This window comes from Variovorax sp. YR750 (genome assembly GCF_900109805.1).
In the GTDB taxonomy this organism is placed as follows: Bacteria; Pseudomonadota; Gammaproteobacteria; order Burkholderiales; family Burkholderiaceae_C; genus Variovorax; species Variovorax gossypii.
On sequence record NZ_FOBJ01000008.1, the window covers coordinates 117,330 to 142,697 of the forward strand.

The 25,368-nt window shown below is 66.2% G+C and carries 25 protein-coding genes and 1 tRNA gene; 7 read left to right on the forward strand and 19 right to left on the reverse strand.

What is annotated here, in order from left to right; translation table 11 throughout:
- Positions 1-2: 2 nt before the first annotated feature.
- A complete protein-coding gene (locus BMY35_RS17755; RefSeq protein ID WP_256228727.1) occupies positions 3-344 on the forward strand; it encodes a hypothetical protein in 342 nt (113 codons plus the stop codon).
- 78 nt (positions 345-422) lie between these two features.
- Here BMY35_RS17755 and BMY35_RS17760 read toward each other — a convergent pair.
- The 10 genes from BMY35_RS17760 to uvrB all read right to left on the reverse strand — a co-directional run bounded on the left by BMY35_RS17760 (position 423) and on the right by uvrB (position 9,169).
- A tRNA-Val gene (locus tag BMY35_RS17760) sits at positions 423-497 on the reverse strand.
- A 75-nt stretch (positions 498-572) separates the two neighbouring features.
- Positions 573-1,280: a DNA polymerase III subunit epsilon gene (dnaQ, locus tag BMY35_RS17765; protein WP_093201666.1), complete on the reverse strand. Its 708-nt coding sequence runs from the start codon at positions 1,278-1,280 to the stop codon at positions 573-575.
- 85 nt (positions 1,281-1,365) lie between these two features.
- On the reverse strand, positions 1,366-1,704 hold the full coding sequence (gene fdx, locus BMY35_RS17770) for an ISC system 2Fe-2S type ferredoxin (protein ID WP_093201668.1): 339 nt from the start codon (positions 1,702-1,704) through the stop codon (positions 1,366-1,368).
- 9 nt (positions 1,705-1,713) lie between these two features.
- On the reverse strand, positions 1,714-3,576 hold the full coding sequence (gene hscA / locus BMY35_RS17775) for a Fe-S protein assembly chaperone HscA (protein WP_093201671.1): 1,863 nt from the start codon (positions 3,574-3,576) through the stop codon (positions 1,714-1,716).
- Positions 3,577-3,580: 4 nt separating this feature from the next.
- Positions 3,581-4,099 carry a Fe-S protein assembly co-chaperone HscB gene (gene hscB, locus BMY35_RS17780; RefSeq protein ID WP_093201674.1) on the reverse strand — a complete coding sequence of 173 codons (519 nt, stop codon included), beginning with the start codon at positions 4,097-4,099 and terminating at the stop codon, positions 3,581-3,583.
- A gap of 68 nt (positions 4,100-4,167) precedes the next feature.
- Positions 4,168-4,491, reverse strand: a complete 324-nt coding sequence (gene iscA, locus BMY35_RS17785) for an iron-sulfur cluster assembly protein IscA (protein WP_093201676.1) — start codon at positions 4,489-4,491, stop codon at positions 4,168-4,170.
- A gap of 1 nt (position 4,492) precedes the next feature.
- Positions 4,493-4,912, reverse strand: coding sequence for a Fe-S cluster assembly scaffold IscU (gene iscU / locus BMY35_RS17790; protein WP_093201679.1), 420 nt, complete (start codon positions 4,910-4,912; stop codon positions 4,493-4,495).
- A 64-nt stretch (positions 4,913-4,976) separates the two neighbouring features.
- The gene (locus BMY35_RS17795; RefSeq protein ID WP_093201681.1) at positions 4,977-6,197 is read right to left on the reverse strand and encodes an IscS subfamily cysteine desulfurase; all 1,221 of its coding nucleotides are present in this window, start codon (positions 6,195-6,197) and stop codon (positions 4,977-4,979) included.
- An 83-nt stretch (positions 6,198-6,280) separates the two neighbouring features.
- Positions 6,281-6,817, reverse strand: a complete 537-nt coding sequence (gene iscR, locus BMY35_RS17800) for a Fe-S cluster assembly transcriptional regulator IscR (RefSeq protein ID WP_007828186.1) — start codon at positions 6,815-6,817, stop codon at positions 6,281-6,283.
- A gap of 234 nt (positions 6,818-7,051) precedes the next feature.
- Entirely contained in the window at positions 7,052-9,169 is a 2,118-nt protein-coding gene (uvrB, locus tag BMY35_RS17805) for an excinuclease ABC subunit UvrB (protein WP_093201684.1), read from the reverse strand.
- Between the two features lie 105 nt (positions 9,170-9,274).
- Here uvrB and BMY35_RS17810 point away from each other — a divergent pair, with 105 nt between their 5' ends.
- From BMY35_RS17810 to BMY35_RS17825, 4 genes are all read left to right on the forward strand, one after another.
- A complete protein-coding gene (locus BMY35_RS17810; protein WP_093201686.1) occupies positions 9,275-10,471 on the forward strand; it encodes an amino acid aminotransferase in 1,197 nt (398 codons plus the stop codon).
- A 158-nt stretch (positions 10,472-10,629) separates the two neighbouring features.
- Positions 10,630-12,063, forward strand: a complete 1,434-nt coding sequence (locus BMY35_RS17815; RefSeq protein ID WP_093201689.1) for a polyhydroxyalkanoate depolymerase — start codon at positions 10,630-10,632, stop codon at positions 12,061-12,063.
- A gap of 28 nt (positions 12,064-12,091) precedes the next feature.
- The gene (locus BMY35_RS17820; protein WP_093202206.1) at positions 12,092-12,730 is read left to right on the forward strand and encodes an RnfABCDGE type electron transport complex subunit B; all 639 of its coding nucleotides are present in this window, start codon (positions 12,092-12,094) and stop codon (positions 12,728-12,730) included.
- Positions 12,727-13,365, forward strand: a complete 639-nt coding sequence (locus BMY35_RS17825; RefSeq protein ID WP_093201692.1) for a LysE family translocator — start codon at positions 12,727-12,729, stop codon at positions 13,363-13,365. Before BMY35_RS17820 ends, BMY35_RS17825 begins: the two co-directional genes overlap by 4 nt.
- Before the next feature lie 122 nt (positions 13,366-13,487).
- Here BMY35_RS17825 and yedA read toward each other — a convergent pair whose 3' ends face one another.
- Positions 13,488-14,399 carry a drug/metabolite exporter YedA gene (gene yedA / locus BMY35_RS17830; protein WP_093201695.1) on the reverse strand — a complete coding sequence of 304 codons (912 nt, stop codon included), beginning with the start codon at positions 14,397-14,399 and terminating at the stop codon, positions 13,488-13,490.
- 116 nt (positions 14,400-14,515) lie between these two features.
- On the opposite strand from yedA, the gene BMY35_RS17835 reads away from it, so the two are divergent.
- Complete coding sequence (locus BMY35_RS17835; RefSeq protein ID WP_093201697.1) at positions 14,516-15,013, forward strand: Lrp/AsnC family transcriptional regulator; 498 nt, start codon at positions 14,516-14,518, stop codon at positions 15,011-15,013.
- On the opposite strand, the gene BMY35_RS17840 is transcribed toward BMY35_RS17835, so the two are convergent.
- Genes BMY35_RS17840 through scpA form a run of 7 tightly spaced genes read right to left on the reverse strand, consistent with a single transcriptional unit; the run spans position 15,003 to position 23,878 of the window.
- Positions 15,003-15,494, reverse strand: coding sequence for a VOC family protein (locus BMY35_RS17840; RefSeq protein WP_093201700.1), 492 nt, complete (start codon positions 15,492-15,494; stop codon positions 15,003-15,005). The genes BMY35_RS17835 and BMY35_RS17840 overlap by 11 nt on opposite strands.
- Positions 15,491-16,528, reverse strand: coding sequence for a biotin synthase BioB (bioB, locus tag BMY35_RS17845; protein WP_093201703.1), 1,038 nt, complete (start codon positions 16,526-16,528; stop codon positions 15,491-15,493). The genes BMY35_RS17840 and bioB overlap by 4 nt, the downstream gene beginning before the upstream one ends.
- Positions 16,528-18,576 carry an acetyl-CoA carboxylase biotin carboxylase subunit gene (accC, locus tag BMY35_RS17850; RefSeq protein WP_093202209.1) on the reverse strand — a complete coding sequence of 683 codons (2,049 nt, stop codon included), beginning with the start codon at positions 18,574-18,576 and terminating at the stop codon, positions 16,528-16,530. The genes bioB and accC overlap by 1 nt, the downstream gene beginning before the upstream one ends.
- A gap of 20 nt (positions 18,577-18,596) precedes the next feature.
- Complete coding sequence (locus BMY35_RS17855; RefSeq protein WP_093201705.1) at positions 18,597-20,141, reverse strand: acyl-CoA carboxylase subunit beta; 1,545 nt, start codon at positions 20,139-20,141, stop codon at positions 18,597-18,599.
- A 43-nt stretch (positions 20,142-20,184) separates the two neighbouring features.
- Positions 20,185-21,183, reverse strand: a complete 999-nt coding sequence (meaB, locus tag BMY35_RS17860; protein WP_371287178.1) for a methylmalonyl Co-A mutase-associated GTPase MeaB — start codon at positions 21,181-21,183, stop codon at positions 20,185-20,187.
- Between the two features lie 47 nt (positions 21,184-21,230).
- Complete coding sequence (locus tag BMY35_RS17865) at positions 21,231-21,704, reverse strand: GNAT family N-acetyltransferase (RefSeq protein WP_093201710.1); 474 nt, start codon at positions 21,702-21,704, stop codon at positions 21,231-21,233.
- Between the two features lie 11 nt (positions 21,705-21,715).
- Entirely contained in the window at positions 21,716-23,878 is a 2,163-nt protein-coding gene (gene scpA, locus BMY35_RS17870) for a methylmalonyl-CoA mutase (RefSeq protein WP_093201713.1), read from the reverse strand.
- 128 nt (positions 23,879-24,006) lie between these two features.
- Between scpA and BMY35_RS17875 the strand changes: the two genes are divergently transcribed.
- A complete protein-coding gene (locus BMY35_RS17875; protein WP_093201715.1) occupies positions 24,007-24,648 on the forward strand; it encodes a GntR family transcriptional regulator in 642 nt (213 codons plus the stop codon).
- 10 nt (positions 24,649-24,658) lie between these two features.
- Here BMY35_RS17875 and BMY35_RS17880 read toward each other — a convergent pair whose 3' ends face one another.
- A complete protein-coding gene (locus BMY35_RS17880; protein ID WP_093201718.1) occupies positions 24,659-25,273 on the reverse strand; it encodes a TetR/AcrR family transcriptional regulator in 615 nt (204 codons plus the stop codon).
- Between the last annotated feature and the right edge of the window lie 95 nt (positions 25,274-25,368).

Here is a 25,368-nt window from a genome sequence, read left to right on the forward strand (position 1 = left end):
TCATGCTGATCGCAGCCTGCGCGACGACACGCGATACCGCATTCACCGACGTCTACGTCGCCGACTTCCATTCGGACTCGCCGGCCACCTGCCGCAGTTCCGACGTGCCGCGCAATCATGGACAGGCGCGCGAGTTCTTCTCGAAGGCGCGCGAGGTCGACTACAAGACGCTGCACGACAACTACGAGCTGGCGCCCTGCTACGCCGAGGGCACGCTGATCCGCCAGGGCAAGTCGTGCGACTGGCAGATCCGCGCGGGTGCGACGGGGTCGGTGCAATGCGGCGGGCAGAAGCTGTACTTCGCATGCGACAACTGCGGCGACCTGCTCGGAACGACGAAGTAAGCGATGAGGTAAGCGACGAAGACAATCCCGGCGCGGAAAACAAAAGAGCGACCTAGAAATCCAGGTCGCTTTTTGATTTGGTGGGCGGTGGAGGCTTCGAACCTCCGACCCCAGCAGTGTGAATGCTGTGCTCTACCCCTGAGCTAACCGCCCTAAGCAGCGCGTTTGACCGCGTTGCTTTGAATTGCGTATCGCGTTCTGCGAAGCCTCAGATTATGCCATAGCTTTTCAGCCGTTTTCACGAAAGAGTGTGCGACCACCACTAGATTTGTCGAGTTGGGCCAACACGGCCTCGTGCGCGGTCAGTTCATGCTCGGCCGCCATGATCACCGGCAGCTCGAACTGGCTCAGGTCGACAGACACCACGGCAGTGCCCTGCACGGGCTCGGCAGCGGCCACGTCGATGAGCAGCGCGTCCTGCCCGCGGGTGAGGTTGATGTAGACGTCGGCCAGCAGTTGCGCGTCGAGCTTGGCGCCGTGGAAGGTGCGGTTCGAGCGATCGACGCCGAAACGGTCACACAGCGCGTCGAGCGAATTGCGCTTGCCCGGGTACACCTGCTTGGCCATGGCCAGCGTGTCGGTCACTTCGCTGACGAAGGTGCGCAGCGGCGGCAGGCCGGCACGCTCGAACTCCTTGTTGAGGAAGCCGACGTCGAAGGCCGCGTTGTGAATGATCAGCTCTGCATCGCGCAGGTACTCGACGATGTCGTTGGCCAGCGTGCCGAACTTCGGCTTGTCGCGCAGGAAGTCGGTCGTCAGGCCGTGAACCTTGAGCGCGTCCTCGTGGCTCTCGCGCTCGGGGTTGAAGTAGATGTGCAGGTCGTTGCCGGTGAGCTTGCGGTTGAACAACTCCACGCAGCCGAGCTCGATGACGCGGTCGCCGTTCTCGGCAGAGAGACCGGTCGTTTCGGTGTCGAGGACGATCTGACGGCTCATGTACGCCCCCAGTCTCGGCACTTCGTGTCCTCGCCGCCCCCCGAGGGGGTGCGAGCTTGCTTGGGACGGCCCGGCGCTGCGCTCATCAGTGGTTTTCCTTGGCGTGGTTGATCGAGTACTTCGGAATCTCGACGGTCACATTCTCCTGCGCCAGGATCGCCTGGCAACTCAGGCGCGACTGCGGCTCCAGCCCCCAGGCGCGGTCGAGCAGGTCTTCCTCGCCCTCTTCCGCCTCGTTCAGCGAATTGAAGCCCTCGCGCACGATCACGTGGCAGGTGGTGCAGGCGCAGCTCATCTCGCAGGCATGCTCGATGTCGATGTGGTTGTCGAGAAGCGCCTCGCAGATCGAGGTTCCGGCGGGCGCGGTGATTTCTGCGCCGTTCGGGCAGTACTCGGGATGCGGGTAGATCTTGATCGTGGGCATGTCGTTGTTCTAGAGAGATTCGACCTTGCGCCCGGCAAGCGCGCGCGCGATGCCCGCGTTCATGCGCTGTGCGGCGAAGGCTTCGGTGTCGTCGGCAAGCTTCTTGGTGGCGGCCTCGATGGCCGCGGCCTCGGTGCCGCCCTTTGCGGCTTCGCGCAGCTGCGCCATCGATGCATCGATGACGGCGCGCTCTTCGTCGTTCAGCAGGTCGCCGTCTGCATCGAGCGCGCTCTGCGTGGCGAGCAGCATGCGGTCGGCATCGACGCGTGCCTCGACCAGCGCGCGGGCTTGCATGTCTTGCTGCGCCGTGGAGAAGCTCTCCTGCAGCATGGTCGCGATCTGGTCGTCCGACAGGCCGTACGAAGGCTTGACCGCCACGCTGGCCTCGACGCCGCTGCCCTGCTCCTTCGCGCTCACGCTCAGCAGGCCGTCGGCGTCGACCGTGAAGGTCACGCGAATGCGCGCCGCGCCGGCTGCCATCGGCGGAATGCCGCGCAGCGTGAAGCGCGCGAGGCTGCGGCAATCGGACACCAGGTCGCGCTCGCCCTGCACCACGTGCAGCGCGAGCGCGGTCTGGCCGTCCTGGTAGGTCGTGAAGTCCTGCGCCATCGCGGTCGGGATGGTCTGGTTGCGCGGCACGATGCGCTCGACCAGCCCCCCCATCGTCTCGATGCCGAGCGACAGCGGAATCACGTCGAGCAGCAGCAGCTCGCCCGCACCGTTGTTGCCGGCGAGCTGGTTCGCCTGGATGGCAGCGCCCAGCGCCACGACTTCGTCGGGATTCAGGTTGACCAGCGGCTCGCGACCGAAGAACTCGGCCACCGCGCGGCGAACCTGCGGCATGCGGGTGGAGCCGCCCACCAGCACGATGCCCTGCAGCTCTTCCGCCTTGAGCTTCGCGTCACGCAGCGCCTTGCGCACGGCAGCGATGGTGCGGTCGGTGAGCGGTTTGGTCGCGGCGTCGAACTGCTCGCGGGTCAGATCGAGCGAGACAGTCTTGCCCGCGACCTCGGCTTTGAAGACGACCGAACCGGAATCGGTCAAGGCTTCCTTGGCTGCGCGCGCGGCCACGAGCAGCGCGGCCTTGTCGGCATCGCTGCCGGCTTGCGCGCCCGTTTGCGCGAGCACGAAATCGGCCAGCGCGTGGTCGTAGTCGTCGCCGCCGAGGGCCGAGTCGCCGCCGGTGGCGATCACCTCGAACACGCCCTGCGTCAGCCGCAGGATAGAGATGTCGAAGGTGCCGCCGCCCAGGTCGTAGACCGCGTAGACGCCTTCGCTCGCGTTGTCCAGGCCGTACGCGATGGCGGCGGCCGTGGGCTCGCTGATCAGGCGCAGCACGTTGAGGCCGGCGAGCTGCGCGGCGTCCTTGGTCGCCTGGCGCTGGCCCTCGTCGAAATACGCGGGCACGGTGATGACGGCGCCGTAGAGCTCGTCGTCGAAGGTGTCCTCGGCGCGGAAGCGCAGCGTGGCCAGGATCTCGGCGCTGATCTCGACCGGCGACTTCTCGCCCGCCAGCGTCTGCACCTTGACCATGCCGCCGTCGCTGCTGCCGATGCGGTACGACATGGATTCGCGATTCGCGATGTCGGCCAGGCCGCGGCCCATGAGCCGCTTCACCGAAGTGATGGTATTGGTCGGGTCCTGCGCGCGCGCGGCCAGGGCGTCGAATCCGATCTGGCGGCGATCACCTTCGAGGTAGCGCACGGCCGAAGGCAGCAGCAGGCGGCCCTTTTCGTCGGGCAGGCATTCGGCCACGCCATTGCGCACCGAGGCCACCAGCGAATGCGTGGTGCCGAGGTCGATGCCAACGGCAACACGGCGCTGATGGGGATCGGGCGCCTGGCCGGGTTCGGAAATCTGGAGAAGAGCCATGCCGTTATTGTCCCAACTGATCGAATTTGGCTTCGACGTCCTGCGCGAAGCGCTCAATGAACATGAGGGCTCTCACCTGCGTGGCCGCGGCGGGGTAATCGCCCTTCTCGTCGATCAGCCAGTCGAGCGACGACAGCGCGCGGGCACGGCCGGCCTCGACCTCTGCGTGGAGCTTTTCCAGCGAAGCGATGTCCACCACGTCGTCGAGCGACTCGCGCCACTCCATCTGCTGCATCAGGAAGTCCGGAGGCATCGCCGTGTTGTTCTCGGCGTCCAGCGGTGCACCGTTCAGCTCGCAGATGTAGCTGGCGCGGCGGATCGGGTCCTTGAGCCGCTGGTAGGCCTCGTTGATGCGCACCGACCACTGCATGGCCACGCGCTGCGCCGCAGCACCCTGGGCGGCAAAACGGTCCGGGTGGGCCTCGCGCTGCAGCTCCTTCCAGCGCGCGTCGAGCGCGGCGCGGTCCTGCGCGAAAGTCGCCGGGACGGCGAACAGTTGAAAGTCGGTGTCGTTCAGGTTCATGGCAAGAAAAAACCGCCAGCACATGACGTGTTGGCGGCCGTGGTCGCAGTCAGCGACGGCGCATCAGCTCAGATGCGGAAGCTTTCTCCGCAGCCGCAACGGTCGCGCTCGTTGGGGTTGTTGAACTTGAAGCCCTCGTTCAGGCCTTCGCGCACGAAGTCGAGCTGCGTGCCGTCGATGTAGGCAAGGCTCTTCGGATCGACCAGCACCTTCACCCCGTGGTCTTCGAACACCACGTCTTCCGGCGTCAGTTCGTCCACGTATTCGAGCTTGTAGGCCAGGCCCGAACAGCCCGTGGTCTTCACGCCCAGCCGCACGCCCACCCCCTTGCCCCTCTTGCCGAGGTAGCGGGTGACATGTCGGGCAGCAGCTTCGGTCAGCGTGACGGCCATGTCAGTGGACAGCTTCGGCGGCAGCGGATTCGGTCTTGACGCCGTGCTTGGCCTTGTAGTCGTTCACGGCTGCCTTGATGGCGTCTTCGGCCAGGATGGAGCAGTGGATCTTCACCGGCGGCAGCGCCAGTTCTTCGGCGATCTGCGCATTCTTGAGCGCAGCGGCTTCGTCGAGCGTCTTGCCCTTGACCCACTCGGTCACGAGCGACGACGAGGCGATGGCCGAGCCGCAGCCGTAGGTCTTGAAGCGTGCGTCTTCGATCACGCCGGTTTCGGGATTGACCTTGATCTGCAGCTTCATCACGTCGCCGCAGGCCGGTGCGCCAACCATGCCGGTGCCGACGGAGTCGTCGCCCTTTTCGAAGGAGCCGACGTTGCGCGGGTTTTCGTAGTGGTCGATGACCTTGGAAGAATATGCCATGGTGTACCTCTCAAACTTTGTTCAATCGTGGTGCCTGGTGCGGGCCTGAGCTGACCTGTCTTGCTCAGTGGGCCGACCACTGGATCGTGCTGATGTCGACGCCGTCCTGGAACATCTCCCACAGGGGACTCAACTCGCGCAGCTTGGCAACGTTGTGCTTGATGGTCGAAATGGCGTAGTCGATTTCTTCTTCGGTCGTGAAGCGGCCGATGGTCATGCGCAGGCTGCTGTGGGCCAGCTCGTCGCTGCGGCCCAGGGCGCGCAGCACGTAGCTGGGCTCGAGGCTGGCCGAGGTGCAGGCCGAACCCGACGACACCGCCAGGCCCTTGATGCCCATGATCAGCGACTCGCCTTCGACGTAGTTGAAGCTCATGTTCAAGTTGTGCGGCACGCGGTGCTCGAGGTCGCCGTTGATGAACACCTGATCGATGTCCTTCAGGCCGTCGAGCAGGCGCTGCTGCAGGCGGCGCGCGTGGGCGATGTCGTTGTGCATCTCGAGCTTGGCGATGCGGTAGGCCTCGCCCATGCCGACGATCTGGTGCGTGGGCAGCGTGCCCGAACGCATGCCGCGCTCATGGCCGCCGCCGTGCATCTGCGCCTCGAGGCGCACGCGTGGCTTGCGGCGCACGAACAGCGCGCCGATGCCCTTGGGGCCGTAGGTCTTGTGCGAAGCCAGGCTCATCAGGTCGATGGGCAGCTTCGTGATGTCGATGTCGATCTTGCCGGTGGCCTGGGCCGAGTCGACGTGGAAGACGATGCCCTTCTCGCGGCAGATGTTGCCGATCGAGACCACGTCCTGGATCACGCCGATCTCGTTGTTCACGAAGAGCACGCTGACCAGGATGGTGTCGGGGCGGATCGCGGCCTTGAACTTTTCCAGGTCGACGAGGCCGTTTTCCTCGACGTCGAGGTAGGTGACCTCGAAGCCCTGGCGCTCCAGTTCGCGCATGGTGTCGAGCACAGCCTTGTGCTCGGTCTTCAGGGTGATGAGGTGCTTGCCCTTGCCCTTGTAGAAATTGGCCGCGCCCTTGAGCGCGAGGTTGATCGACTCCGTTGCGCCCGAGGTCCAGACGATTTCGCGCGGGTCGGCATTAATCAGCTCGGCCACCTGGCCGCGCGCTTTCTCGACCGCCTCTTCAGCCTCCCAGCCCCATGCGTGGCTGCGCGACGCCGGGTTGCCGAAGTGTTCGCGCAACCAGGGAATCATGGCGTCGACCACACGCGGGTCGACCGGCGTCGTTGCGCCGTAATCGAGATAGATCGGGAAATGAGGAGTTACGTCCATGGCTGGCTCGTGCTGGCGTGGGGGTTGTTCTTTGATCTGGGCTGCTCAGGGAGGCGCCCGAAGGCGCCGCCGGGACTCTGTACTCAGGACTTGGCGAAAGCGTTCCCGAGTGCGAACACCGAGTTCGGCGCATTCACGCGAATCGGCTTGACCACCGGCTGCGCGGAGATCGCGCGCTTGACGACCGGCTTGTTCTCGATCTGCACGCCCTTGGCGATCTGGTCGTCGACCAGCTTCTGCAGCGTGACGGAGTCGAGGAACTCGACCATGCGCTGGTTCAGCGAGGCCCAGAGTTCGTGGGTCATGCAACGGCCGGCTTCGCCGAGGCAGTTTTCCTTGCCGCCGCACTGGGTGGCGTCGATGGGCTCATCGACGGAAACGATGATGTCGGCCACGGTGATGTCCGCTGCCTTGCGGCCGAGGCTGTAGCCGCCGCCGGGGCCGCGGGTCGACTCGACCAGCTCGTGACGGCGCAGCTTGCCGAACAGCTGTTCGAGATACGACAGCGAGATCTGCTGCCGCTGGCTGATCGCAGCCAGCGTGACCGGACCGGTGTTCTGACGCAACGCCAGATCGATCATTGCTGTGACCGCAAAACGGCCTTTGGTAGTGAGACGCATCGCAAGCTCCTTCAAGTGCTTACCGTTGAAATGACACCGTGGCCTGGGGCCGCGGTGACTTCGTCTCCGCCCTGCCCGACCCTTGACGCTGGTGAACCAGTCGGTAGGAGTCGGTCCTTCATCGCGAAGTTCTTCTCGTTGTTGTTGAGTATTTCGCTCAAGTATAACAGAAGGCCCTGAGGTCTGCTCGGGTAAACCCCAGCGCGGCGCAGCAGGGAGATGCGAACGTCCGACTTACTGCGCCAGGCCGGCGATGTTGTCGCCGCCGGACGCCCCGAAAGCCTGCTCCCGCAGCAGCGCCAGCTGGTCACGAACCCGGGCCGCCTTCTCGAATTCGAGGTTGCGGGCGTGCTCCAGCATCTGCTTTTCGAGCCTCTTGATTTCCCGGGCGATGTCCTTCTCGCTCATGTCCTCGACCTTGGCGCGTTCCAGGTCGAGCTTGGCCGCCTCCTTGCCGCTCTTCTCGCTGTAGACGCCGTCGATCAGGTCGCGCACCTGCTTGACGATGCTGCGCGGCGTGATGCCGTTGGCCTCGTTGTAGGCGATCTGCCGGGCGCGGCGGCGCTCGGTCTCGCCGATGGCCTTCTTCATGGACTCCGTCATCCTGTCGGCGTACAGGATGGCCTTGCCGTTCAGGTTCCGCGCGGCGCGGCCGATCGTCTGGATCAGCGAGCGCTCCGCTCGCAGGAAGCCTTCCTTGTCGGCGTCGAGGATCGCCACCAGCGACACCTCGGGAATGTCCAGCCCTTCGCGCAGCAGGTTGATACCCACCAGCACGTCGAAAGTGCCCAGGCGCAGGTCGCGCAGGATCTCCACCCGCTCCACCGTATCGACGTCGCTGTGCAGATAACGCACCTTCACGCCGTTGTCGCCCAGGTAGTCGGTCAGCTGCTCGGCCATGCGCTTGGTCAGCGTGGTGATCAGCACGCGCTCGTTCTTCTCGACACGCGCGCGGATCTCGCCCAGCACGTCGTCCACCTGGTGCGTGGCGGGACGCACCTCGACTTCGGGGTCGATCAGCCCGGTGGGGCGCACCAGCTGCTCGACCACGTTGCCGGCATGGTCCTTCTCGTACTGCGCAGGCGTGGCCGACACGAAGATGCACTGGCGCACCCGCGCCTCGAACTCCTCCAGCTTGAGCGGCCGGTTGTCCAGCGCACTCGGCAGGCGAAAGCCGTACTCGACCAGCGTGACCTTGCGCGCCCGGTCGCCGTTGTACATGCCGCCGAGCTGGCCGACCATCTGGTGGCTCTCGTCGAGGAACATCAGCGCGTCCTTCGGCAGGTAGTCGGTCAGCGTGGGCGGCGGGTCGCCCGGGGCGGCGCCCGAAAGATGCCGCGTGTAGTTCTCGATGCCCTTGCAGTGGCCGATTTCCGACAACATCTCGAGGTCGAAGCGCGTTCGCTGCTCCAGCCGCTGCGCCTCCACCAGCTTGCCGGCGCCGACCAGCTCCTTGAGCCGATCGGCCAGCTCGACCTTGATGGTTTCCACGGCCGCCAGCACCTTGTCGCGCGGCGTCACGTAGTGGCTCGACGGATACACCGTGAAGCGCGGCACCTTCTGCCGGATGCGCCCCGTCAGCGGGTCGAAGAGCTGCAGCGACTCGATCTCGTCGTCAAACAGCTCGAAGCGGATCGCCAGTTCGCTGTGCTCGGCCGGAAACACGTCGATGGTGTCGCCGCGCACCCGGAACGTGCCGCGCGCGAAGTCCTGCTCGTTGCGCGTGTACTGCATGCGGATCAGCTGCGAGATCAGGTCCCGCTGGCCGACCTTGTCGCCGACGCGGGCAATCAGCCGCATCTCCATGTAGTCCTCGGGCGTGCCGATGCCGTAGATGGCGCTCACGGTGGCCACGATGACCGTGTCGCGGCGCTCCAGCACGCTCTTGGTGGCCGAAAGGCGCATCTGCTCGATGTGCTCGTTGATCGACGAGTCCTTCTCGATGAACAGGTCGCGCTGCGGCACGTAGGCCTCGGGCTGGTAGTAGTCGTAGTAGCTGACGAAGTACTCGACGGCGTTCTTGGGAAAGAACTCGCGGAATTCGCTGTACAGCTGGGCCGCAAGCGTCTTGTTGGGCGCGAACACGATGGCCGGACGGCCCAGCCGGGCGATCACGTTGGCCATGGTGAAGGTCTTGCCCGAACCCGTCACGCCCAGCAGGGTCTGGAACGACTCGCCGTCCATCACGCCCTCGACCAGCCCCTCGATGGCCGTAGGCTGGTCTCCGGCCGGCGGATAGGGCTGGTAGAGCTCGAACGGGGAGTCGGGAAACCTGACGAATTCGCCCTGCTTCACCGGCCCGATGGGGTCGAGTTTCTTCAGGTCTGCTATGGCTTCGTTGTTCTCTGGCATGGCTGTTCCCGACAGGTGGCGCTCGCGCCGGTAAAATTCAAGGCAACCGGAAAGCATAAAGCCTCCTCCGGTTGCAGCGAAGCTTTCATCCCAAAGGACCTTTCCATGTCTATGTTCACCGCGGTCGAAATGGCACCGCGCGACCCGATCCTCGGCCTCAACGAACAATTTGCAGCCGACACCAACCCCAACAAGGTCAATCTCGGCGTCGGCGTCTATTACGACGACAACGGCAAGCTGCCCCTGCTGCAGTGCGTGCAGGCGGCCGAGCAGAACATGATGAAAGCGCCCACCGCGCGCGGCTATCTGCCCATCGACGGCATCGCCGCCTACGACAACGCCGTCAAGGCGCTGGTCTTCGGCGCCGACGGCGAACCCGTCACCTCGGGCCGCGTGGCCACCATCCAGGCCATCGGCGGCACGGGCGGCCTGAAGGTCGGCGCCGACTTCCTGAAGAAGCTCAACCCCAACGCCAAGGTGCTGATCAGCGACCCGAGCTGGGAAAACCACCGCGCACTCTTCACGAATGCCGGCTTCGAAGTCGAAAGCTACCCCTACTACGACGCCGCCAAGCGCGGCATCAACTTCGACGGCATGCTGGCCGCGCTCAACGCGGCCCCGGCCGGCACCATCGTCGTGCTGCACGCCTGCTGCCACAACCCGACCGGCTACGACATCACCCCGGCCCAGTGGGACCAGGTCGTCGCCACCGTCAAGGCCAAGGGCCTGGTGCCCTTCCTCGACATGGCCTACCAGGGCTTCGGCTACGGCCTGAAGGAAGACGGCGCTGCCGTCGCCAAGTTCGTCGAAGCCGGCCTGACCTTCTTCGTCTCGACTTCGTTCTCCAAGAGCTTCAGCCTGTACGGCGAACGCGTCGGCGCCCTGTCGGTGCTGTGCGAGAACAAGGAAGAAGCCGGCCGCGTGCTGTCGCAGCTCAAGATCGCCATCCGCACCAACTACAGCAACCCGCCCACGCACGGCGGCGCCGTGGTGGCCGCAGTGCTCGGCAACCCCGAGCTGCGCGCTCTGTGGGAAAAGGAACTCGGCGAGATGCGCGTGCGCATCAAGGCCATGCGCCAGGCGCTGGTCGACGGCCTCAAGGCCGCAGGCGTGAAGGAAGACATGAGCTTCATCACCACCCAGATCGGCATGTTCAGCTACTCGGGCCTCACCAAGGACCAGATGGTTCGCCTGCGCAATGAATTCGGCGTGTACGGCACCGACACCGGCCGCATGTGCGTGGCCGCGCTCAACAGCAAGAACATCGGGCACGTCTGCGCCTCGATCGCCAAAGTCATCTAGGTGACAGCAAAGTGTGAGGGAATCCGCCCCGAGCGACGATTCCTTCACACTCCCTCTCAGAAGGGCCCTGGCGGCGGACTGATGTAGGGGTTAGGCCTCCTGCAACGCAGCGGATGCGCTGATATATTGCGCCGCAACATTCCACTCCAACACCAGCGATGCTCTATCAACTCTACGAAGCCCAGCGTTCCTTGATGGAGCCGTTCTCGGACTTCGCCCAGGCGGCCTCCAAGCTCTACAGCCCCGGTGCCGTATGGGGCCAGTTGCCGATGGCCCAGCGCATGGCTGCGAGCTACGACCTGCTCTACCGCCTCGGCAAGGACTACGAGAAGCCCGAGTTCAACATCAAGTCCGTCAAGGTCGACGGCAAGGAAGTCGTGATCCAGGAGGCCGTCGAGCTCGACAAGCCCTTCTGCGAACTGCGCCGCTTCAAGCGCTTCACCGACGAGCCGCACATCCTCAAGACGCTCAAGAGCCAGCCCGTGGTGCTGGTCGTGGCGCCGCTGTCGGGCCACTACGCCACGCTGCTGCGCGACACCGTGCGCACCATGCTGCAGGACCACAAGGTCTACATCACCGACTGGAAGAACGCGCGCCTGGTGCCGCTGTCGGAAGGCGAATTCCACCTCGACGACTACATCAACTACGTGCAGGAGTTCATCCGCCGCCTGCAGGCCGAGTACGGCAACTGCCACGTGGTGAGCGTGTGCCAGCCGACGGTGCCGGTGCTCGCGGCCGTGTCGCTCATGGCCAGCCGCGGCGAGGCGCTGCCGCTCTCCATGACCATGATGGGCGGCCCCATCGACGCTCGCAAGTCGCCCACCGCGGTGAACAACCTCGCGATGAACAAGAGCTTCGAGTGGTTCGAGAACAACGTGATCTACCGCGTGCCGCAGGGCTTCCCGGGCGCGGGCCGCAAGGTCTACCCCGGCTTCCTGCAGCACACCGGCTTCGTGGCGATGAACCCCGATCGCCACGCCAGCAGCCACTACGACTACTTCAAGGACCTGATCAAGGGCGACGACGCCAGCGCCGAGGCCCATCGCAAGTTCTACGACGAGTACAACGCAGTGCTCGACATGGACGCCGATTACTACCTCGAGACCATCCGCACCGTCTTCCAGGAGTTCGACCTCGTCAACGGAACCTGGGACGTCAAGAACCCCAAGGGCCAGGTGGAGCGCGTGCGTCCGCAGGACATCCACAGCACCGCCCTGCTCACCGTCGAAGGCGAGCTCGACGACATCTCGGGCTCCGGCCAGACCGAGGCGGCGCACAGCCTGTGCACCGGCATCGCCGACGACAAGCGCGAGCACTACGAGGTCAAGGGTGCCGGCCACTACGGCATCTTCAGCGGCCGCCGCTGGCGCGAGCTGGTCTATCCGAAGATGAAGAAGTTCATCGAGGCGAACGACCAGCCGCAAAGCCGCGCCAGCAGCCGTGGCGGCCTCGGCGCCGAAGACACCGTCAGGCCCGGGCGCAAGATCCCCGCCTCCGTGGCCGCCAAGAAGGCGCCCGCGAAGAAGACCGCGACCGTGGCGGCGAAGAAGCCCGCCGCGCGCAAGCAGCCCGGCGCCCGTGCCGCGCTCTGAGGCGCGCACGCATCGCCATCCGCAGCAAGTGAACGGGCTGGCCGCACGCATCGACGACGCACTGCCTCAAACGCAGTGCACACGGTGCGGCTACCCGGATTGCGCAGGCTACGCGCAAGCCATTGCCGACGGCGAGGCCGGCATCAACCAGTGCCCGCCCGGCGGCGCCGAAGGCATCGAACGGCTCGCGCAGATCACCGGCCGCGCGCCGCTTCCTCTCGACCCCAAGTTCGGCACCGAAGGTCCGCGCGCCATGGCGGTCATCGACGAGGCCTGGTGCATCGGCTGCACCCTGTGCCTCGACGCCTGCCCGACCGATGCGATCGTCGGCATCAACAAGCGCATGCACACTGTGATCGAAGCCCATTGCACGGGCTGCGAGCTCTGCATTCCGGTCTGCCCGGTCGACTGCATCTCGCTAGAGGTCGAAACTCCCGGCCTCAGCGGCTGGCAGGCCTGGTCGGCCGAGCAGGCCCTCAGCGCACGGCGGCGCTACGAGGTGCACGGCAGGCACCGCAACACCGACGCCCGGCTGGCAGAAGCTGCAACTCCCGCACCCGAAGCCCCGCAGGACGCCGACGCGCGCAAGCGCTCCATCGTCGAAGCGGCACTGGCGCGCGCCCGCGCCGCCTCGCAACAGAAACGCCCTCCGGCGGCCAAGCCATGACGCTCGACACCCTGCTCGTCTACATCGTCGCCTCGCTCGCCCTGGCCCTCATCCCGGGGCCGACGATGCTGCTGGCGCTGTCCAACGGCATCGAGGGCGGCATGCGCCGCGCGAGCTGGGGCATCGCCGGGGCATCGCTCGGCAGCATCACGCTGATCACCGTCGTTGCGCTCGGGCTGGGTTCGCTGCTGGCGGCCTCGGAATGGCTCTTCAACGCCATCCGCGTGGCCGGCGTGGCGTATCTCGTGTGGCTGGGCATCAAGCTGTGGCGCAGCGAAGCGACCGACCTGAGCACCGCGCTGGCAAGGTCGCCGCTCGAAGTGCGGCCGCAGGGCCGCGTCGCGTTGATGCGCAGTCTGGCGGTGGCCCTGTCGAACCCGAAGACGGTGCTGTTCTTCGCGGCCTTCCTCCCCCAATTCGTCGACATCGCGAAGCCGCAGGGCCCGCAGTACCTGCTGCTTGGCGCGGTGTTCGTGGCGCTCGACACCTGCGTGATGCTGGTCTACGCAGGCGCCGGCACGCAGGCCGTGCGTTTTCTCTCCCAGCGCGGCATCAGGATGATGAACCGCGGCTGCGCAGCCGGCATGTGGCTCCTCGCCGCTACGCTTGCCGTGTGGCGCCGCCCCGGCGCTTGACGGGGCTCTCTCCCCCAGGCTTCGCGCACTTCGTGTCGCTGCGCCCACCCCTTCCCGAGGGGGCCGGGGGCAACACCAGCGGTCCGGCAAAGCCGGTTCCGCGGTGTTCCTGGCAATCCCGGTCACCCTCTTCGCTTGAAGAGCAGCAACAGCACGCCGGCCAGCACCACGGCCACGGCGTACCACTCGAAGCGAGTGACCGTCTCGTTGGCGATCCATACGCCCAGCAGCATCGCGATCACCGGGTTCACGAAGGTGTAGCTTGCCGCCAGGCCGGCCGGCGCCCTGGCCAGCAGCACCATGTAGGCGTTGAAGGCGATCAGCGAGCCGAACACCACCAGGTAGACCCATGCGGCGAGCGCCTGGGGCTGCGGCGGCCAACTCATGGTCTCGCCCGACAGGGCGGCCAGCACCATCAGCACCACGCCACCGCAGAGCATTTCGCTCGCGAAGCCCATCGCTCCGGGCGCCAGCGGCAGGCTGCGCTGGCTCAGGACGCTGCCCAGCGACCAGCAGGCGCAGCCGATGCACAGCGCCAGCAGCCCCTCGGGCGAGGATTTGAAACCGCCGCCCTGCGTGAGCATCAGCACGCCGGCAAGGCCCACCGCGATGCCCGCCGCCTCCAGCCGCGAAGGCTTCACGCCCCAGATCAGGTTGAGCAGCGCGATCAGCAGCGGAATCACGGCAATGAACGCCACCACCAGCCCCGAGCCGATCGACACCTCGGCGTACGCCGTGGCCCCCATGCCGCCGCCCAGCATCAGCGCACCCACGACCAGGGCATTGCGCCACTGCACCATCGACGGCCACGGCGCCCCGCGCCAGCGCATCCACGCCGCCAGCAGCACGCCCGCGAACAGGAAGCGCGAACCCATCTGCAGGAATGGCGGGAAGCTGATCAGCGCGTACTTGATCGCGAGATAGGTCGAGCCCCACACCACCCAGGTGGCGGCAAGGCAAAGCCACAGAAGCGGCGGCAATCCGGAGCGTACAGCCGCGGGCGCGGCGTTGGCGGGGGAAGCGAGGGTCGGCATGTCGAGGGTGTCTCTTCTTGGTATCGGATGCCGGCCATGGTATGAAAGCCATCTTTCCGCAGCCATGCAGATTTCATGGTTCTGCCCCTGCCGCACCGTCGATTTGAAGGACTTGCATGGACTTTTCCTTGAACCCCTCCCTGGATGCCCACGACACCCGCATCCTCGCCGAACTGCAGGCCGACGCGCGCCTGACCATGGCCGAGCTCGGCCGACGCGTGCACCTGAGCCAGCCGGCCGTGACCGAGCGCGTGAAGAAGCTGGAGGCAGCCGGCGTCATCAGCGGCTACCGCGCCACCGTCAACCTCGGCAAGCTGGGCTACGGCATCCGCGCCATCATCCGCGTCGGCCGCGCCGACTACGACCTCGTCGTCAAGCTGGTGCAGGAGACGCCCGAATGCGTCAATGCCTACAACGTGACCGGCGAGGACAGCTGGATCCTCGAGATCGCGGTGATCGACGTGAGCCACCTCGACGCGGTGCTCACCAAGTTCTGCATCCTGACCGAGACGGCGACTTCGATCATCCTGAACCCGGCGCGCGAGCACCAGCCGATGCTGCCGCCCAGGCGCTCCGACGTGAAGCCGCCGATCAGGAAGATCGTCAACGCGTAGCGGCCAGCGCGCCGAAAGCCGCCACCACCTCGGGCGGCGCCTGCACCATCTCGATCAGCACGCCCTCGCCCGCGATCGGGAATTCGTCGTTCGCCTTCGGATGCAGGAAGCAGATGTCGAAACCCGCCGCGCCCTTGCGGATGCCGCCCGGCGCGAAGCGCACGCCCTGCGCGGTGAGCCATTCGACGGCCCTGGGCAGGTCGTCGATCCACAGGCCGACGTGGTTCAGCGGTGTCGTGTGAACGGCGGGCTTCTTCTCGGGGTCCAGCGGCTGCATCAGGTCGACCTCGACCTTGAAGGGCCCCGAGCCCATCGCGCAGATGTCCTCGTCGACGTTCTCGCGCTCGCTCCTGAACGTGCCGGTGACTTCGAGCCCCAGCATGTCGACCCACAGCTTCTGCAGGCGCAGCTTGTCGGGGCCGCCGATGGCGATCTGCTGGATGCCCAGCACCTTGAAGGGACGCGTGGTGGCGGCGGTCATGCTGCGCAGCCTTCCGCCTGCTCCTGCACCTGGCGCGAATTCAGCCCCAGCTTGCGCAGCAGCACCGTGTCGGCCTCCACGTCGGGGTTGCCGGTGACCAGCAGCTTGTCGCCGTAGAAGATCGAGTTCGCGCCCGCCATGAAGCACAGCCCCTGCACCGCATCGCCCATCTGCTGGCGGCCGGCCGACAGACGCACGCGCGCGGTCGGCATCGTGATGCGCGCGACGGCGATCATGCGCACGAAGTCGAAGGGATCGACCGGTTCCGAGTCGGCCAGCGGCGTGCCGGGCACGCGCACCAGGCTGTTGATGGGCACCGATTCCGGGTACGGATTCAGGTTGGCCAGCTGCGCGATCAGCCCCGCACGGTGCACCGGCTGCTCGCCCATGCCGACGATGCCGCCGCAGCACACGCTGATGCCGGCGCTGCGCACGTTGGCCAGGGTGTCGAGGCGGTCCTGGTAGGTGCGCGTGTCGACCACGTCGGTGTAGTACTCGGGCGCGGTGTCGAGGTTGTGGTTGTAGTAGTCCAGGCCGGCGGCCTTGAGCTGATGCGCGTGGTGCGGCTCCAGCATGCCGAGCGTGGCGCAGGTCTGCATGCCCAGGCCCTTCACCGCCTCGACCAGCACGGCCACCTTCTCGACGTCGCGGTCCTTCGGCGCGCGCCATGCGGCGCCCATGCAGAAGCGCGTGGCGCCGGCGTCCTTGGCGGCCTGCGCGGCGCGCACCACCTCCTCGACCTCCATGAGCTTCTGTGCCTTCACGCCGGTGTCGAACTCGGCCGACTGCGGGCAGTAGCCGCAGTTCTCGGGACAGCCGCCGGTCTTCACCGACAGCAGCGTGGCCAGCTCGATGTCGCCCTCGGGGAAATGCTGGCGGTGCACGGTCTGCGCCTCGAACAGCAGGTCCATCAGCGGCTTGTCGAGCAGCGCCTGGATCGCCTCGACGGACCACGGCCCCTGCGGCGTCGCGATCTTCGCGGGCCGGTGCAGCGTGATCGCCTGTTGCGCCTGTTGAAAGTCGTTGGCACCCATCAGTTGAACTCCAGAATGATCTGATCGACGGCGAGCGATTCGCCCTTGTTCGCCGAAATCTTGCCCACCACGCCGTCCTGCGTGGCGAACAGCACGTTTTCCATCTTCATCGCCTCGATCACGGCCAGCTTCTCGCCGGCACGCACCTGCTGCCCCGGCTGCACCGACACCTCGACCAGCAGCCCCGGCATAGGCGACATCAGGAACTTGCTGAGGTCCGGCGGCGCCTTGTAGGGCATGAGCTCGAGCAGGCGCGCGCCCAGCGGCGACAGCACCATCGTCTCGATCTGCGTGCCGTCGTGCGAAACGCGCAGCGCCAGCGGGTTCTTGCCCGCGCCGCGCTCCACCTGCGCGGTGAAGGGCTTGTCGTTGACGACGCCCTGCACGCGGATCGAGCCCAGCGCGAGGCTGCTGTCGATCTTGTATGTCTTGCCGCTCACGGTCACCGAGCTCGCGCCGGTCTTGCCGTGGAAGTCGGTCACCGAAACCGGGTGGTGCACATGCTTGCCCTCGTGCCCCAGCTCGACCACGACGAACTGCTCGCCCACCTTCACGCCGTGGCCCTCGAGCTGCCCGCTGATGCCGGAAGCGCGGGCGCGGTAGCGCCGATGCACGTACGCCGCCAGCGCGACCAGGAAGGACGGATCGGTGTGCGGCACGTCTTCCGCGTGGAAGCCCTTGCCGTAGTGCTCGGCGATGAAGCCGGTGTTGAAGTCGCCCACCACGAACTTCGGATGCGCCAGCAGCGCCGCCTGGAACGGGATGTTGCTGCTGATGCCGCGAATCACGAAGCCGTTGAGCGCCTCGCGCATGCGGGCGATCGCGTGCTGGCGGTCCTTTCCGTGCACGATGAGCTTGGCGATCATCGAGTCGTAGTACATCGGGATCTCGCCGCCCTCGTACACGCCGGTGTCCACGCGCACGCCGTTCAGGTGCTGCGTGTCGCTCGCGAACATGGTCTCGCCCGGCGGCTGGAACTTCACCAGCCGGCCGGTGGAAGGCAGGAAGTTGCGGAACGGGTCTTCGGCGTTGATGCGGCACTCGATGGCCCAGCCGTCGCGCTTCACCTGCTCCTGCGTCAGCGGCAGCTTCTCGCCGGCCGCCACGCGGATCATCAGCTCGACCAGGTCGAGACCGGTGATGCACTCCGTCACCGGGTGCTCCACCTGCAGGCGGGTGTTCATCTCGAGGAAATAGAAGCTCTGGTCCTTGCCGACCACGAACTCCACCGTGCCCGCGCTCTGGTACTTCACGGCCTTGGCCAGCGCCACGGCCTGCTCGCCCATCGCCTTGCGCGTGGCGTCGCTGATGAAGGGCGACGGCGCCTCCTCGATCACCTTCTGGTGGCGGCGCTGGATGGAGCACTCGCGCTCGTTCAGATAGATCACGTTGCCGTGCGAGTCGCCCAGCACCTGGATCTCGATGTGGCGCGGCTCCTCGACGAACTTCTCGATGAACACGCGGTCATCGCCGAAGCTGTTGCGCGCCTCGTTGCGGCAGGAGGTGAAGCCCTCGAAGGCTTCCTTGTCGTTGAAGGCCACGCGCAGGCCCTTGCCGCCGCCGCCGGCCGAGGCCTTGATCATCACCGGGTAGCCGATGTCCTTGGCGATCTCGACCGCGCGCTCCGCCGTCTCGATGGCGTCGTTCCAGCCCGGAATGGTGTTGACCTGGGCTTCATTCGCGAGCTTCTTCGAGGCGATCTTGTCGCCCATGGCCGCGATCGAATAGTGCTTGGGGCCGATGAAGGCAATGCCCTCTTCCTCGACCTGCCGCGCGAAAGCTTCGTTCTCCGACAGGAAGCCGTAGCCCGGATGCACGGCCTCGGCGCCGGTCTTCTTGCAGGCCGCGATGATGCGCTCGGCCTGCAGGTAGCTCTCGCGGCTGGGCGCGGCGCCGATGTGCACGGCCTCGTCGGCCAGCTCGACGTGGCGGGCCTCCTTGTCGGCGTCGGAATAGACGGCGACAGTCAGGATGCCCATCTTCTTGGCCGTCTGAATGACGCGGCAGGCGATTTCGCCGCGGTTCGCAATCAGGATCTTCTTGAACATGTTCTTCTTCTCCGTGCCGCTCACAGTGGAATGTTGCCGTGCTTGCGCCACGGGTTCTCGAGCTTCTTCTCGCGCAGCATCACCAGCGAGCGGCAGATGCGCTTGCGCGTCTCGTGCGGCAGGATCACGTCGTCGATGTAGCCGCGCGCGCCCGCCACGTACGGGTTGGCGAAACGGGCCTTGTACTCGGCCTCGCGGGCGGCGAGCTTCTCGGGGTCGTTCTTGTCCTCGCGGAAGATGATTTCCACCGCGCCCTTTGCGCCCATCACCGCGATCTCGGCGCGCGGCCAGGCGAGGTTCACGTCGCCGCGCAGGTGCTTGGAGGCCATCACGTCGTAGGCTCCGCCGTAGGCCTTGCGCGTGATGACGGTGATCTTCGGCACCGTGCACTCCGCGTACGCGTAGAGCAGCTTGGCGCCGTGCTTGATGATGCCGCCGTACTCCTGGCCGGTGCCGGGCATGAAGCCGGGCACGTCGACGAAGGTGACGACCGGAATGTTGAAGGCGTCGCAGAAGCGCACGAAGCGCGCGGCCTTGATGCTGCTCTTGATGTCGAGGCAGCCCGCCAGCACCAGCGGCTGGTTGGCGACGATGCCGATGGTCTGGCCTTCCATGCGCGCGAAGCCGATCACGATGTTCTTCGCGTAGTCGGGCTGCAACTCGAAGAAGTCGCCGTCGTCCACCACCTTCAGGATCAGTTCCTTGATGTCGTAGGGCTTGTTCGGGTTGTCGGGCACCAGCGTGTCGAGCGAGTAGTCGAGCCGGTCGGCCGGATCGCCCAGCCCGTTGTTGCCCAGGCGCACCGGAGGCTTCTCGCGGTTGTTGAGCGGCAGGTAGTTGTAGAGGCGACGCAGCATCATCAGCGCCTCGACGTCGTTCTCGAAAGCCATGTCGGCCACGCCGCTGCGCGTGGTGTGGGTGATGGCGCCGCCCAGTTCCTCGGCGGTCACGCTCTCGTGCGTGACGGTCTTCACCACCTCGGGGCCGGTGACGAACATGTAGCTCGAGTCCTTCACCATGAAGATGAAGTCGGTCATGGCAGGCGAGTACACGGCGCCGCCGGCGCAGGGGCCCATGATCATGCTGATCTGCGGCACGACGCCCGAGGCCATCACGTTACGCTGGAACACGTCGGCATAGCCGCCGAGCGAGGCAACGCCTTCCTGGATGCGCGCACCGCCCGAGTCGTTCAGGCCGATGACCGGTGCGCCGACCTTCATGGCCTGGTCCATCACCTTGCAGATTTTTTCGGCATGCGCCTCGCTGAGCGCGCCGCCGAAGACGGTGAAGTCCTGGCTGAACACGAACACCAGGCGTCCGTTGATCATGCCGTAGCCGGTGACCACGCCGTCGCCGGGGATCTTCTGCTCGGCCATGCCGAAGTCGACCGAGCGGTGCTCGACGAACATGTCCCACTCTTCGAAGGTGTTGTCGTCGAGCAGCAGCTCGATGCGCTCGCGCGCCGTGAGCTTGCCCTTGGCGTGCTGCGCGTCGATGCGCTTCTGCCCGCCGCCGAGACGCGCCTGGGCACGGCGCTTTTCGAGTTGTTCGATCAGTTCTTGCATGGTGTGCTTTCGAAGCTGTGGTCCTGGATTCCGTGTCTTTTCTTCATGGTCCGGCGGCGATGGCGGCCGCGGCGAGCAGGTTGCGCGCGGCCGTGGAGGCCGGCAGCGTGCCCTGCGTCACCTGCTGCGTGAGCTGCGGCAGCAGCTCGCGCACCTGGGGGTGATGCCTGAAGGCCTGCTTGAGGCCTGCGTCGATGCGTTCCCACATCCACGCGGTGGCCTGCTTCTCGCGGCGCTTCGCGAGGCGGCCGTTGGCGGTCTGCAGTTGCCTGAATTGCGTGACGGCGTCCCAGAAGGCGTCGACGCCGGTGTTGGCCAGCGCGCTGAGCTGCAGCACCCTGGGCAGCCAGAAGCGCACCTCCGCGCCGCTGTGCGCGTCGTGCGCCGCATGCGCGTGCTCGGGGTTGCCCTGGTGGCCGAAAAGGCGAAGCGCCGAAGTGATCTGGGCCTGCGCGCGCGTGGCGGCGTCCTTGTCGATGTCGGCCTTGTTGATGACGACAAGGTCGGCCAGCTCCATCACGCCCTTCTTGATGGCCTGCAGGTCGTCGCCCGCGTTGGGCAGCTGCAGCAGCACGAACATGTCGGTCATGCCGGCCACGGCGGTCTCGCTCTGGCCCACGCCGACCGTCTCGACGATCACGATGTCGTAGCCGGCGGCCTCGCACACCAGCATGGCCTCGCGCGTCTTCTCGGCCACGCCGCCGAGCGTGCCGCTCGACGGGCTGGGCCGGATGTAGGCGCGCTCGTTCACCGAGAGGCGCTCCATGCGCGTCTTGTCGCCGAGGATCGAGCCGCCCGACACGGTGGACGACGGGTCGATGGTGAGCACCGCGACGCGATGCCCCTTGCCGATCAGCAGCAGGCCCAGCGTCTCGATGAAGGTCGACTTGCCGACGCCCGGCACGCCCGAGATACCGAGGCGGAACGAATTGCCCGTGCGCGGCAGCAGCGCCGTGAGCAGCTCGTCGGCCTGCGCGCGGTGGTCGCCGCGCGTCGATTCGAGCAGCGTGATGGCCTTGGCGATGGCGCGCCGCTGCGGCATGCCTTCGGTGCCGGCGATCGCGTTCTCGAGGGCCTGTGCCTTGTCGCTCAGCACGCAGCCTCCGACGCCACGCGCCAGCGGTAGTACAGGTCGACGCCCTCCCCGCCTTCGAGCACGAAGCCGTGCCGCAGGTAGAAGCGGTTGGCGTCGCTCTTCACGAGCGCGGTGAGCTTGATGTCCAGCCGCTGTTCGCGCGCCTGCGACTTGGCCCATTCGAGCACCCATTCGCCGATGCCCAGGCCCTGGAAGCCGGTGCGCAGGTAGAGATGGTCGAGGCGCAGCGCGTCGCTGTCCTCGGGCTTCAGCGTGACGAAGCCGATGCGCTGGTCGCCGTCGAGCACGATGTGGTGCATGTACGGCACCACGAAGCCCGCGTTCAGGCGCTCGCGCGAACGCGCCACGTCGAAGCGGCCGACGCGCTCCAGGCTCGGGCGCATCGCGTCGATGCGCAGGGCCAGCATGGCCTCGAAATCGCTGGAATCCACAGGCTGCAGCGACAGCCGCGACAAGAGATCGCTCACGACGACGCGCCTCAGGCCGTGACCGCCGCGCGAATCTGCTCCAGCACGTCCTTGGCGCTGGCGGGAATCGGCGTGCCCGGCCCGTAGATGCCCTTGACGCCGGCGTCGTAGAGGAATTCGTAGTCCTGCCGCGGAATGACGCCGCCGACGAACACGATGATGTCGTCCGCGCCCTGCTTGCGCAGCTCGTCGATGATGGCGGGCACAAGAGTCTTGTGGCCGGCCGCGAGCGTGCTGACGCCGACGGCATGCACGTCGTTCTCGATGGCCTGGCGTGCGCATTCTTCCGGCGTCTGGAAGAGCGGGCCCATGTCCACATCGAAGCCCAGGTCGGCAAAGGCGGTGGCGACGACCTTCGCGCCGCGGTCGTGACCGTCCTGGCCGAGCTTGGAGATCATCACGCGCGGGCGGCGGCCCTGCTCCTCGGCGAAGGCGTTGATTTCGGTCTTCAGCGTTTCCCAGCCTTCGGCCGAGTCGTAGGCGGCGGCATACACGCCGGTCACCTTCTGCGTATCGGCGCGGTGGCGGCCGAAGGATTTCTCGAGCGCGTCGGAAATCTCGCCCACGGTGGCGCGCAGGCGCACCGCGTCGATGCTCAGTGCCAGCAGGTTGCCGGTGTTGTTCTCGGCGGCTTCGGTGAGCGCGTCGAGCGCCGCCTGCACCTTGGCGTTGTCGCGCGAGGCGCGGATCTTCTGCAGGCGCGCGACCTGCTGCTCGCGCACCTTCACGTTGTCGATGGAGAGGCTGTCGATCGCATCCTCGCTCTTGAGCTTGTACTTGTTGACGCCGACGATCACGTCCTTGCCGGAGTCGATGCGCGCCTGCTTCTCGGCGGCGGCGGCCTCGATCTTGAGCTTGGCCCAGCCGCTGTCGACCGCCTTGGTCATGCCGCCCATGGCCTCGACTTCCTCGATGATGGTCCAGGCCGCATCGGCCATGTCCTGCGTGAGCTTCTCCATCATGTAGCTGCCGGCCCAGGGGTCGATCACGTTGGTGATGTGCGTCTCTTCCTGGATGATGAGCTGCGTGTTGCGCGCGATGCGGGCGCTGAACTCGGTGGGCAGCGCGATGGCTTCGTCGAGCGCGTTGGTGTGCAGGCTCTGCGTGCCGCCGAACACCGCGGCCATCGCCTCGATGGTGGTGCGCACCACGTTGTTGTACGGGTCCTGCTCGGTGAGGCTCCAGCCCGAGGTCTGGCAGTGCGTGCGCAGCATCAGGCTCTTGGGGTTCTTGGGCTCGAACTCCTTCATGATGCGGCACCACAAGAGGCGCGCGGCGCGCATCTTGGCGACTTCGAGATAGAAGTTCATGCCGATGGCCCAGAAGAAGCTCAGGCGGCCGGCGAAGCCGTCCACGTCGAGGCCCTTGGCCAGCGCGGTCTTCACATATTCCTTGCCGTCGGCCAGCGTGAAGGCAAGCTCGAGCGCCTGGTTGGCGCCGGCTTCCTGCATGTGATAGCCGCTGATCGAGATCGAGTTGAACTTGGGCATCTTCTGCGCCGTGTACTCGATGATGTCGCCGATGATCCGCATGCTCGGCCCGGGCGGGAAGATGTAGGTGTTGCGGACCATGAACTCCTTGAGGATGTCGTTCTGGATGGTTCCGCTGAGCTGGTCCTGCGCCACGCCCTGCTCCTCGGCCGCGACCACGTAGCCCGCGAGCACCGGCAGCACGGCGCCGTTCATCGTCATGGACACGCTCACCTTGTCCAGCGGGATCTGGTCGAACAGGATCTTCATGTCCTCGACCGAGTCGATCGCCACGCCAGCCTTGCCGACGTCGCCGGTCACGCGCGGGTGGTCGCTGTCGTAGCCGCGGTGGGTGGCGAGGTCGAAGGCCACGCTCACGCCCTGACCACCGGCGGCCAGCGCCTTGCGGTAGAAGGCGTTCGATTCCTCTGCGGTGGAGAAGCCGGCGTACTGGCGGATGGTCCAGGGGCGCACCGCGTACATGGTGGCCTGCGGGCCGCGCAGGTAGGGCTCGAAGCCGGGCAGCGTGTCGGTGTACTTCAGGCCCTGCAGGTCGGCGGCGGTGTACAGCGGCTTCACGGCGATGCCGTCGGGCGTGATCCAGTTCAGCGCGCTCACGTCGCCGCCGGGCGCGGACTTGGCTGCGGCCTTGGCCCAGGCTTCGAGATCGGCTTGCTTGTAGGAGGGTTCGGGTTTGCTGCTCATGAAGGGGCCGTTCGCAGTGTCTTGCAGGGTGTTCGCAAATTCGCCTGCAGGGATTTGCAAGCCGGCCGCGAGTCTAACCGATCCATAATTATTAATTCAAACGCCATTTTTGAAGTACAGTCCGGCCCATGTCCGCCGTCACCCTCACCCCCCGCGCCCTCTACGAAGAGGTGGCCGAACTGCTGCGCCAGCGGATCTTCCGCCGCGAGCTGGAGCCCGGCAGCTGGATCGACGAACTCAAGCTGGCCGAGGAATACGGCATCAGCCGCACGCCCCTGCGCGAGGCGCTGAAGGTGCTGGCCGCCGAAGGCCTGGTGACGATGAAGGTGCGCCGCGGCGCGTACGTGACCGAGGTGTCGGAGCAGGACCTGGCCGACGTCTACCACCTGCTCTCGCTGCTGGAGAGCGATGCCGCCGGCGTGGTGGCCGAACGCGCAACCGATGCGCAGCGGGCCGAGCTGAAGGCGCTGCACGCCGAACTCGAGGCTGCCGCCTCGCCCGAGGACCGGGAACACTTCTTCGCCGTGAACGAGCGCTTCCACATGCGCCTGCTGGCCATCGCCAACAACAAGTGGCGCGACCAGATGGTGGCCGACCTGCGCAAGGTGATGAAGCTCAACCGGCACAACTCGCTGCTGAAGACTGGCCGGATCGGGGAATCGCTGGCCGAGCACCGCTCGGTGATGGCCGCCATCGAGGCCCGCGACGCGGAAGCCGCCATGGCCCGGATGCGCGAGCACTTCCAGAACGGGCTGGAAGCCGCGAACTGACGCGGTCTGTCTAGCGCGGCGTTGCGCCGGCGAGGAACATCTCGACGGCGCGCTCGACCAGCGCGCGGATCTCTTCCACTGATACCGGCTCGGGATTGGCCTGGAAAAGCCGCCGCTGGGTCTCAGCCGTGACCAGCGCGGTGAACTGCAGCGCGGTCACGTGCGGGTCCATGCGCCGCAGCTCGCCACGCGCCATCGCCGCCTCCATGAACCCGGCAAGGGTCCGGATGTATTCGGTGGGGCCCGACTCCTGGAACTGCTGCCCCACGTCGGAGCGCCCGGCCTCGGCCAGCACCATCCGGTAGACCGCCAGCGCATCCGCGTCGTTGGTCAGCACGAACAGCATCCGCTCGCCGAAGCGCATCAACTGCGCTTCGAGCGTGGCGGTCTCGCTCACCTCCTGCAACTCGGCCGCGGCTTCCGCCAGATGCGAGACGGCCACGGTCTGCACGACCGCCCGAAAGAGCTCCTCCTTCGACGCGAAGTACCCGTACAGGGTGGCCTTCGACCCTCCCAGGCGCTTGGCGAGCTCGTTCATCGACGAGCGCTCGTAGCCCAGTTCCTTGAACAGCGCCACCGCCGCTTCAAGGATGACGTTGCGCCGCGCTTCTGTCCTGACCTTCATCGCGCCCTTTCAAAAGAATACCCAACTGTACAGTTTTCTTGACATCGTCAAAATCCGATTCAATAATGAACCGTACCGTACAGTTTTAAATCTGG

Coding starts and splice junctions, on each gene's coding strand:
- BMY35_RS17755 (WP_256228727.1), top strand. CDS start 3: ATGCTGATCGCAGCCTGCGCGACGACACGCGATACCGCATTCACCGAC.
- dnaQ (WP_093201666.1), bottom strand. CDS start 1,280: ATGAGCCGTCAGATCGTCCTCGACACCGAAACGACCGGTCTCTCTGCC.
- fdx (WP_093201668.1), bottom strand. CDS start 1,704: ATGCCCACGATCAAGATCTACCCGCATCCCGAGTACTGCCCGAACGGC.
- hscA (WP_093201671.1), bottom strand. CDS start 3,576: ATGGCTCTTCTCCAGATTTCCGAACCCGGCCAGGCGCCCGATCCCCAT.
- hscB (WP_093201674.1), bottom strand. CDS start 4,099: ATGAACCTGAACGACACCGACTTTCAACTGTTCGCCGTCCCGGCGACT.
- iscA (WP_093201676.1), bottom strand. CDS start 4,491: ATGGCCGTCACGCTGACCGAAGCTGCTGCCCGACATGTCACCCGCTAC.
- iscU (WP_093201679.1), bottom strand. CDS start 4,912: ATGGCATATTCTTCCAAGGTCATCGACCACTACGAAAACCCGCGCAAC.
- BMY35_RS17795 (WP_093201681.1), bottom strand. CDS start 6,197: ATGGACGTAACTCCTCATTTCCCGATCTATCTCGATTACGGCGCAACG.
- iscR (WP_007828186.1), bottom strand. CDS start 6,817: ATGCGTCTCACTACCAAAGGCCGTTTTGCGGTCACAGCAATGATCGAT.
- uvrB (WP_093201684.1), bottom strand. CDS start 9,169: ATGCCAGAGAACAACGAAGCCATAGCAGACCTGAAGAAACTCGACCCC.
- BMY35_RS17810 (WP_093201686.1), top strand. CDS start 9,275: ATGTCTATGTTCACCGCGGTCGAAATGGCACCGCGCGACCCGATCCTC.
- BMY35_RS17815 (WP_093201689.1), top strand. CDS start 10,630: ATGCTCTATCAACTCTACGAAGCCCAGCGTTCCTTGATGGAGCCGTTC.
- BMY35_RS17825 (WP_093201692.1), top strand. CDS start 12,727: ATGACGCTCGACACCCTGCTCGTCTACATCGTCGCCTCGCTCGCCCTG.
- yedA (WP_093201695.1), bottom strand. CDS start 14,399: ATGCCGACCCTCGCTTCCCCCGCCAACGCCGCGCCCGCGGCTGTACGC.
- BMY35_RS17835 (WP_093201697.1), top strand. CDS start 14,516: ATGGACTTTTCCTTGAACCCCTCCCTGGATGCCCACGACACCCGCATC.
- BMY35_RS17840 (WP_093201700.1), bottom strand. CDS start 15,494: ATGACCGCCGCCACCACGCGTCCCTTCAAGGTGCTGGGCATCCAGCAG.
- bioB (WP_093201703.1), bottom strand. CDS start 16,528: ATGGGTGCCAACGACTTTCAACAGGCGCAACAGGCGATCACGCTGCAC.
- accC (WP_093202209.1), bottom strand. CDS start 18,576: ATGTTCAAGAAGATCCTGATTGCGAACCGCGGCGAAATCGCCTGCCGC.
- BMY35_RS17855 (WP_093201705.1), bottom strand. CDS start 20,141: ATGCAAGAACTGATCGAACAACTCGAAAAGCGCCGTGCCCAGGCGCGT.
- meaB (WP_371287178.1), bottom strand. CDS start 21,183: ATGCCGCAGCGGCGCGCCATCGCCAAGGCCATCACGCTGCTCGAATCG.
- scpA (WP_093201713.1), bottom strand. CDS start 23,878: ATGAGCAGCAAACCCGAACCCTCCTACAAGCAAGCCGATCTCGAAGCC.
- BMY35_RS17875 (WP_093201715.1), top strand. CDS start 24,007: ATGTCCGCCGTCACCCTCACCCCCCGCGCCCTCTACGAAGAGGTGGCC.
- BMY35_RS17880 (WP_093201718.1), bottom strand. CDS start 25,273: ATGAAGGTCAGGACAGAAGCGCGGCGCAACGTCATCCTTGAAGCGGCG.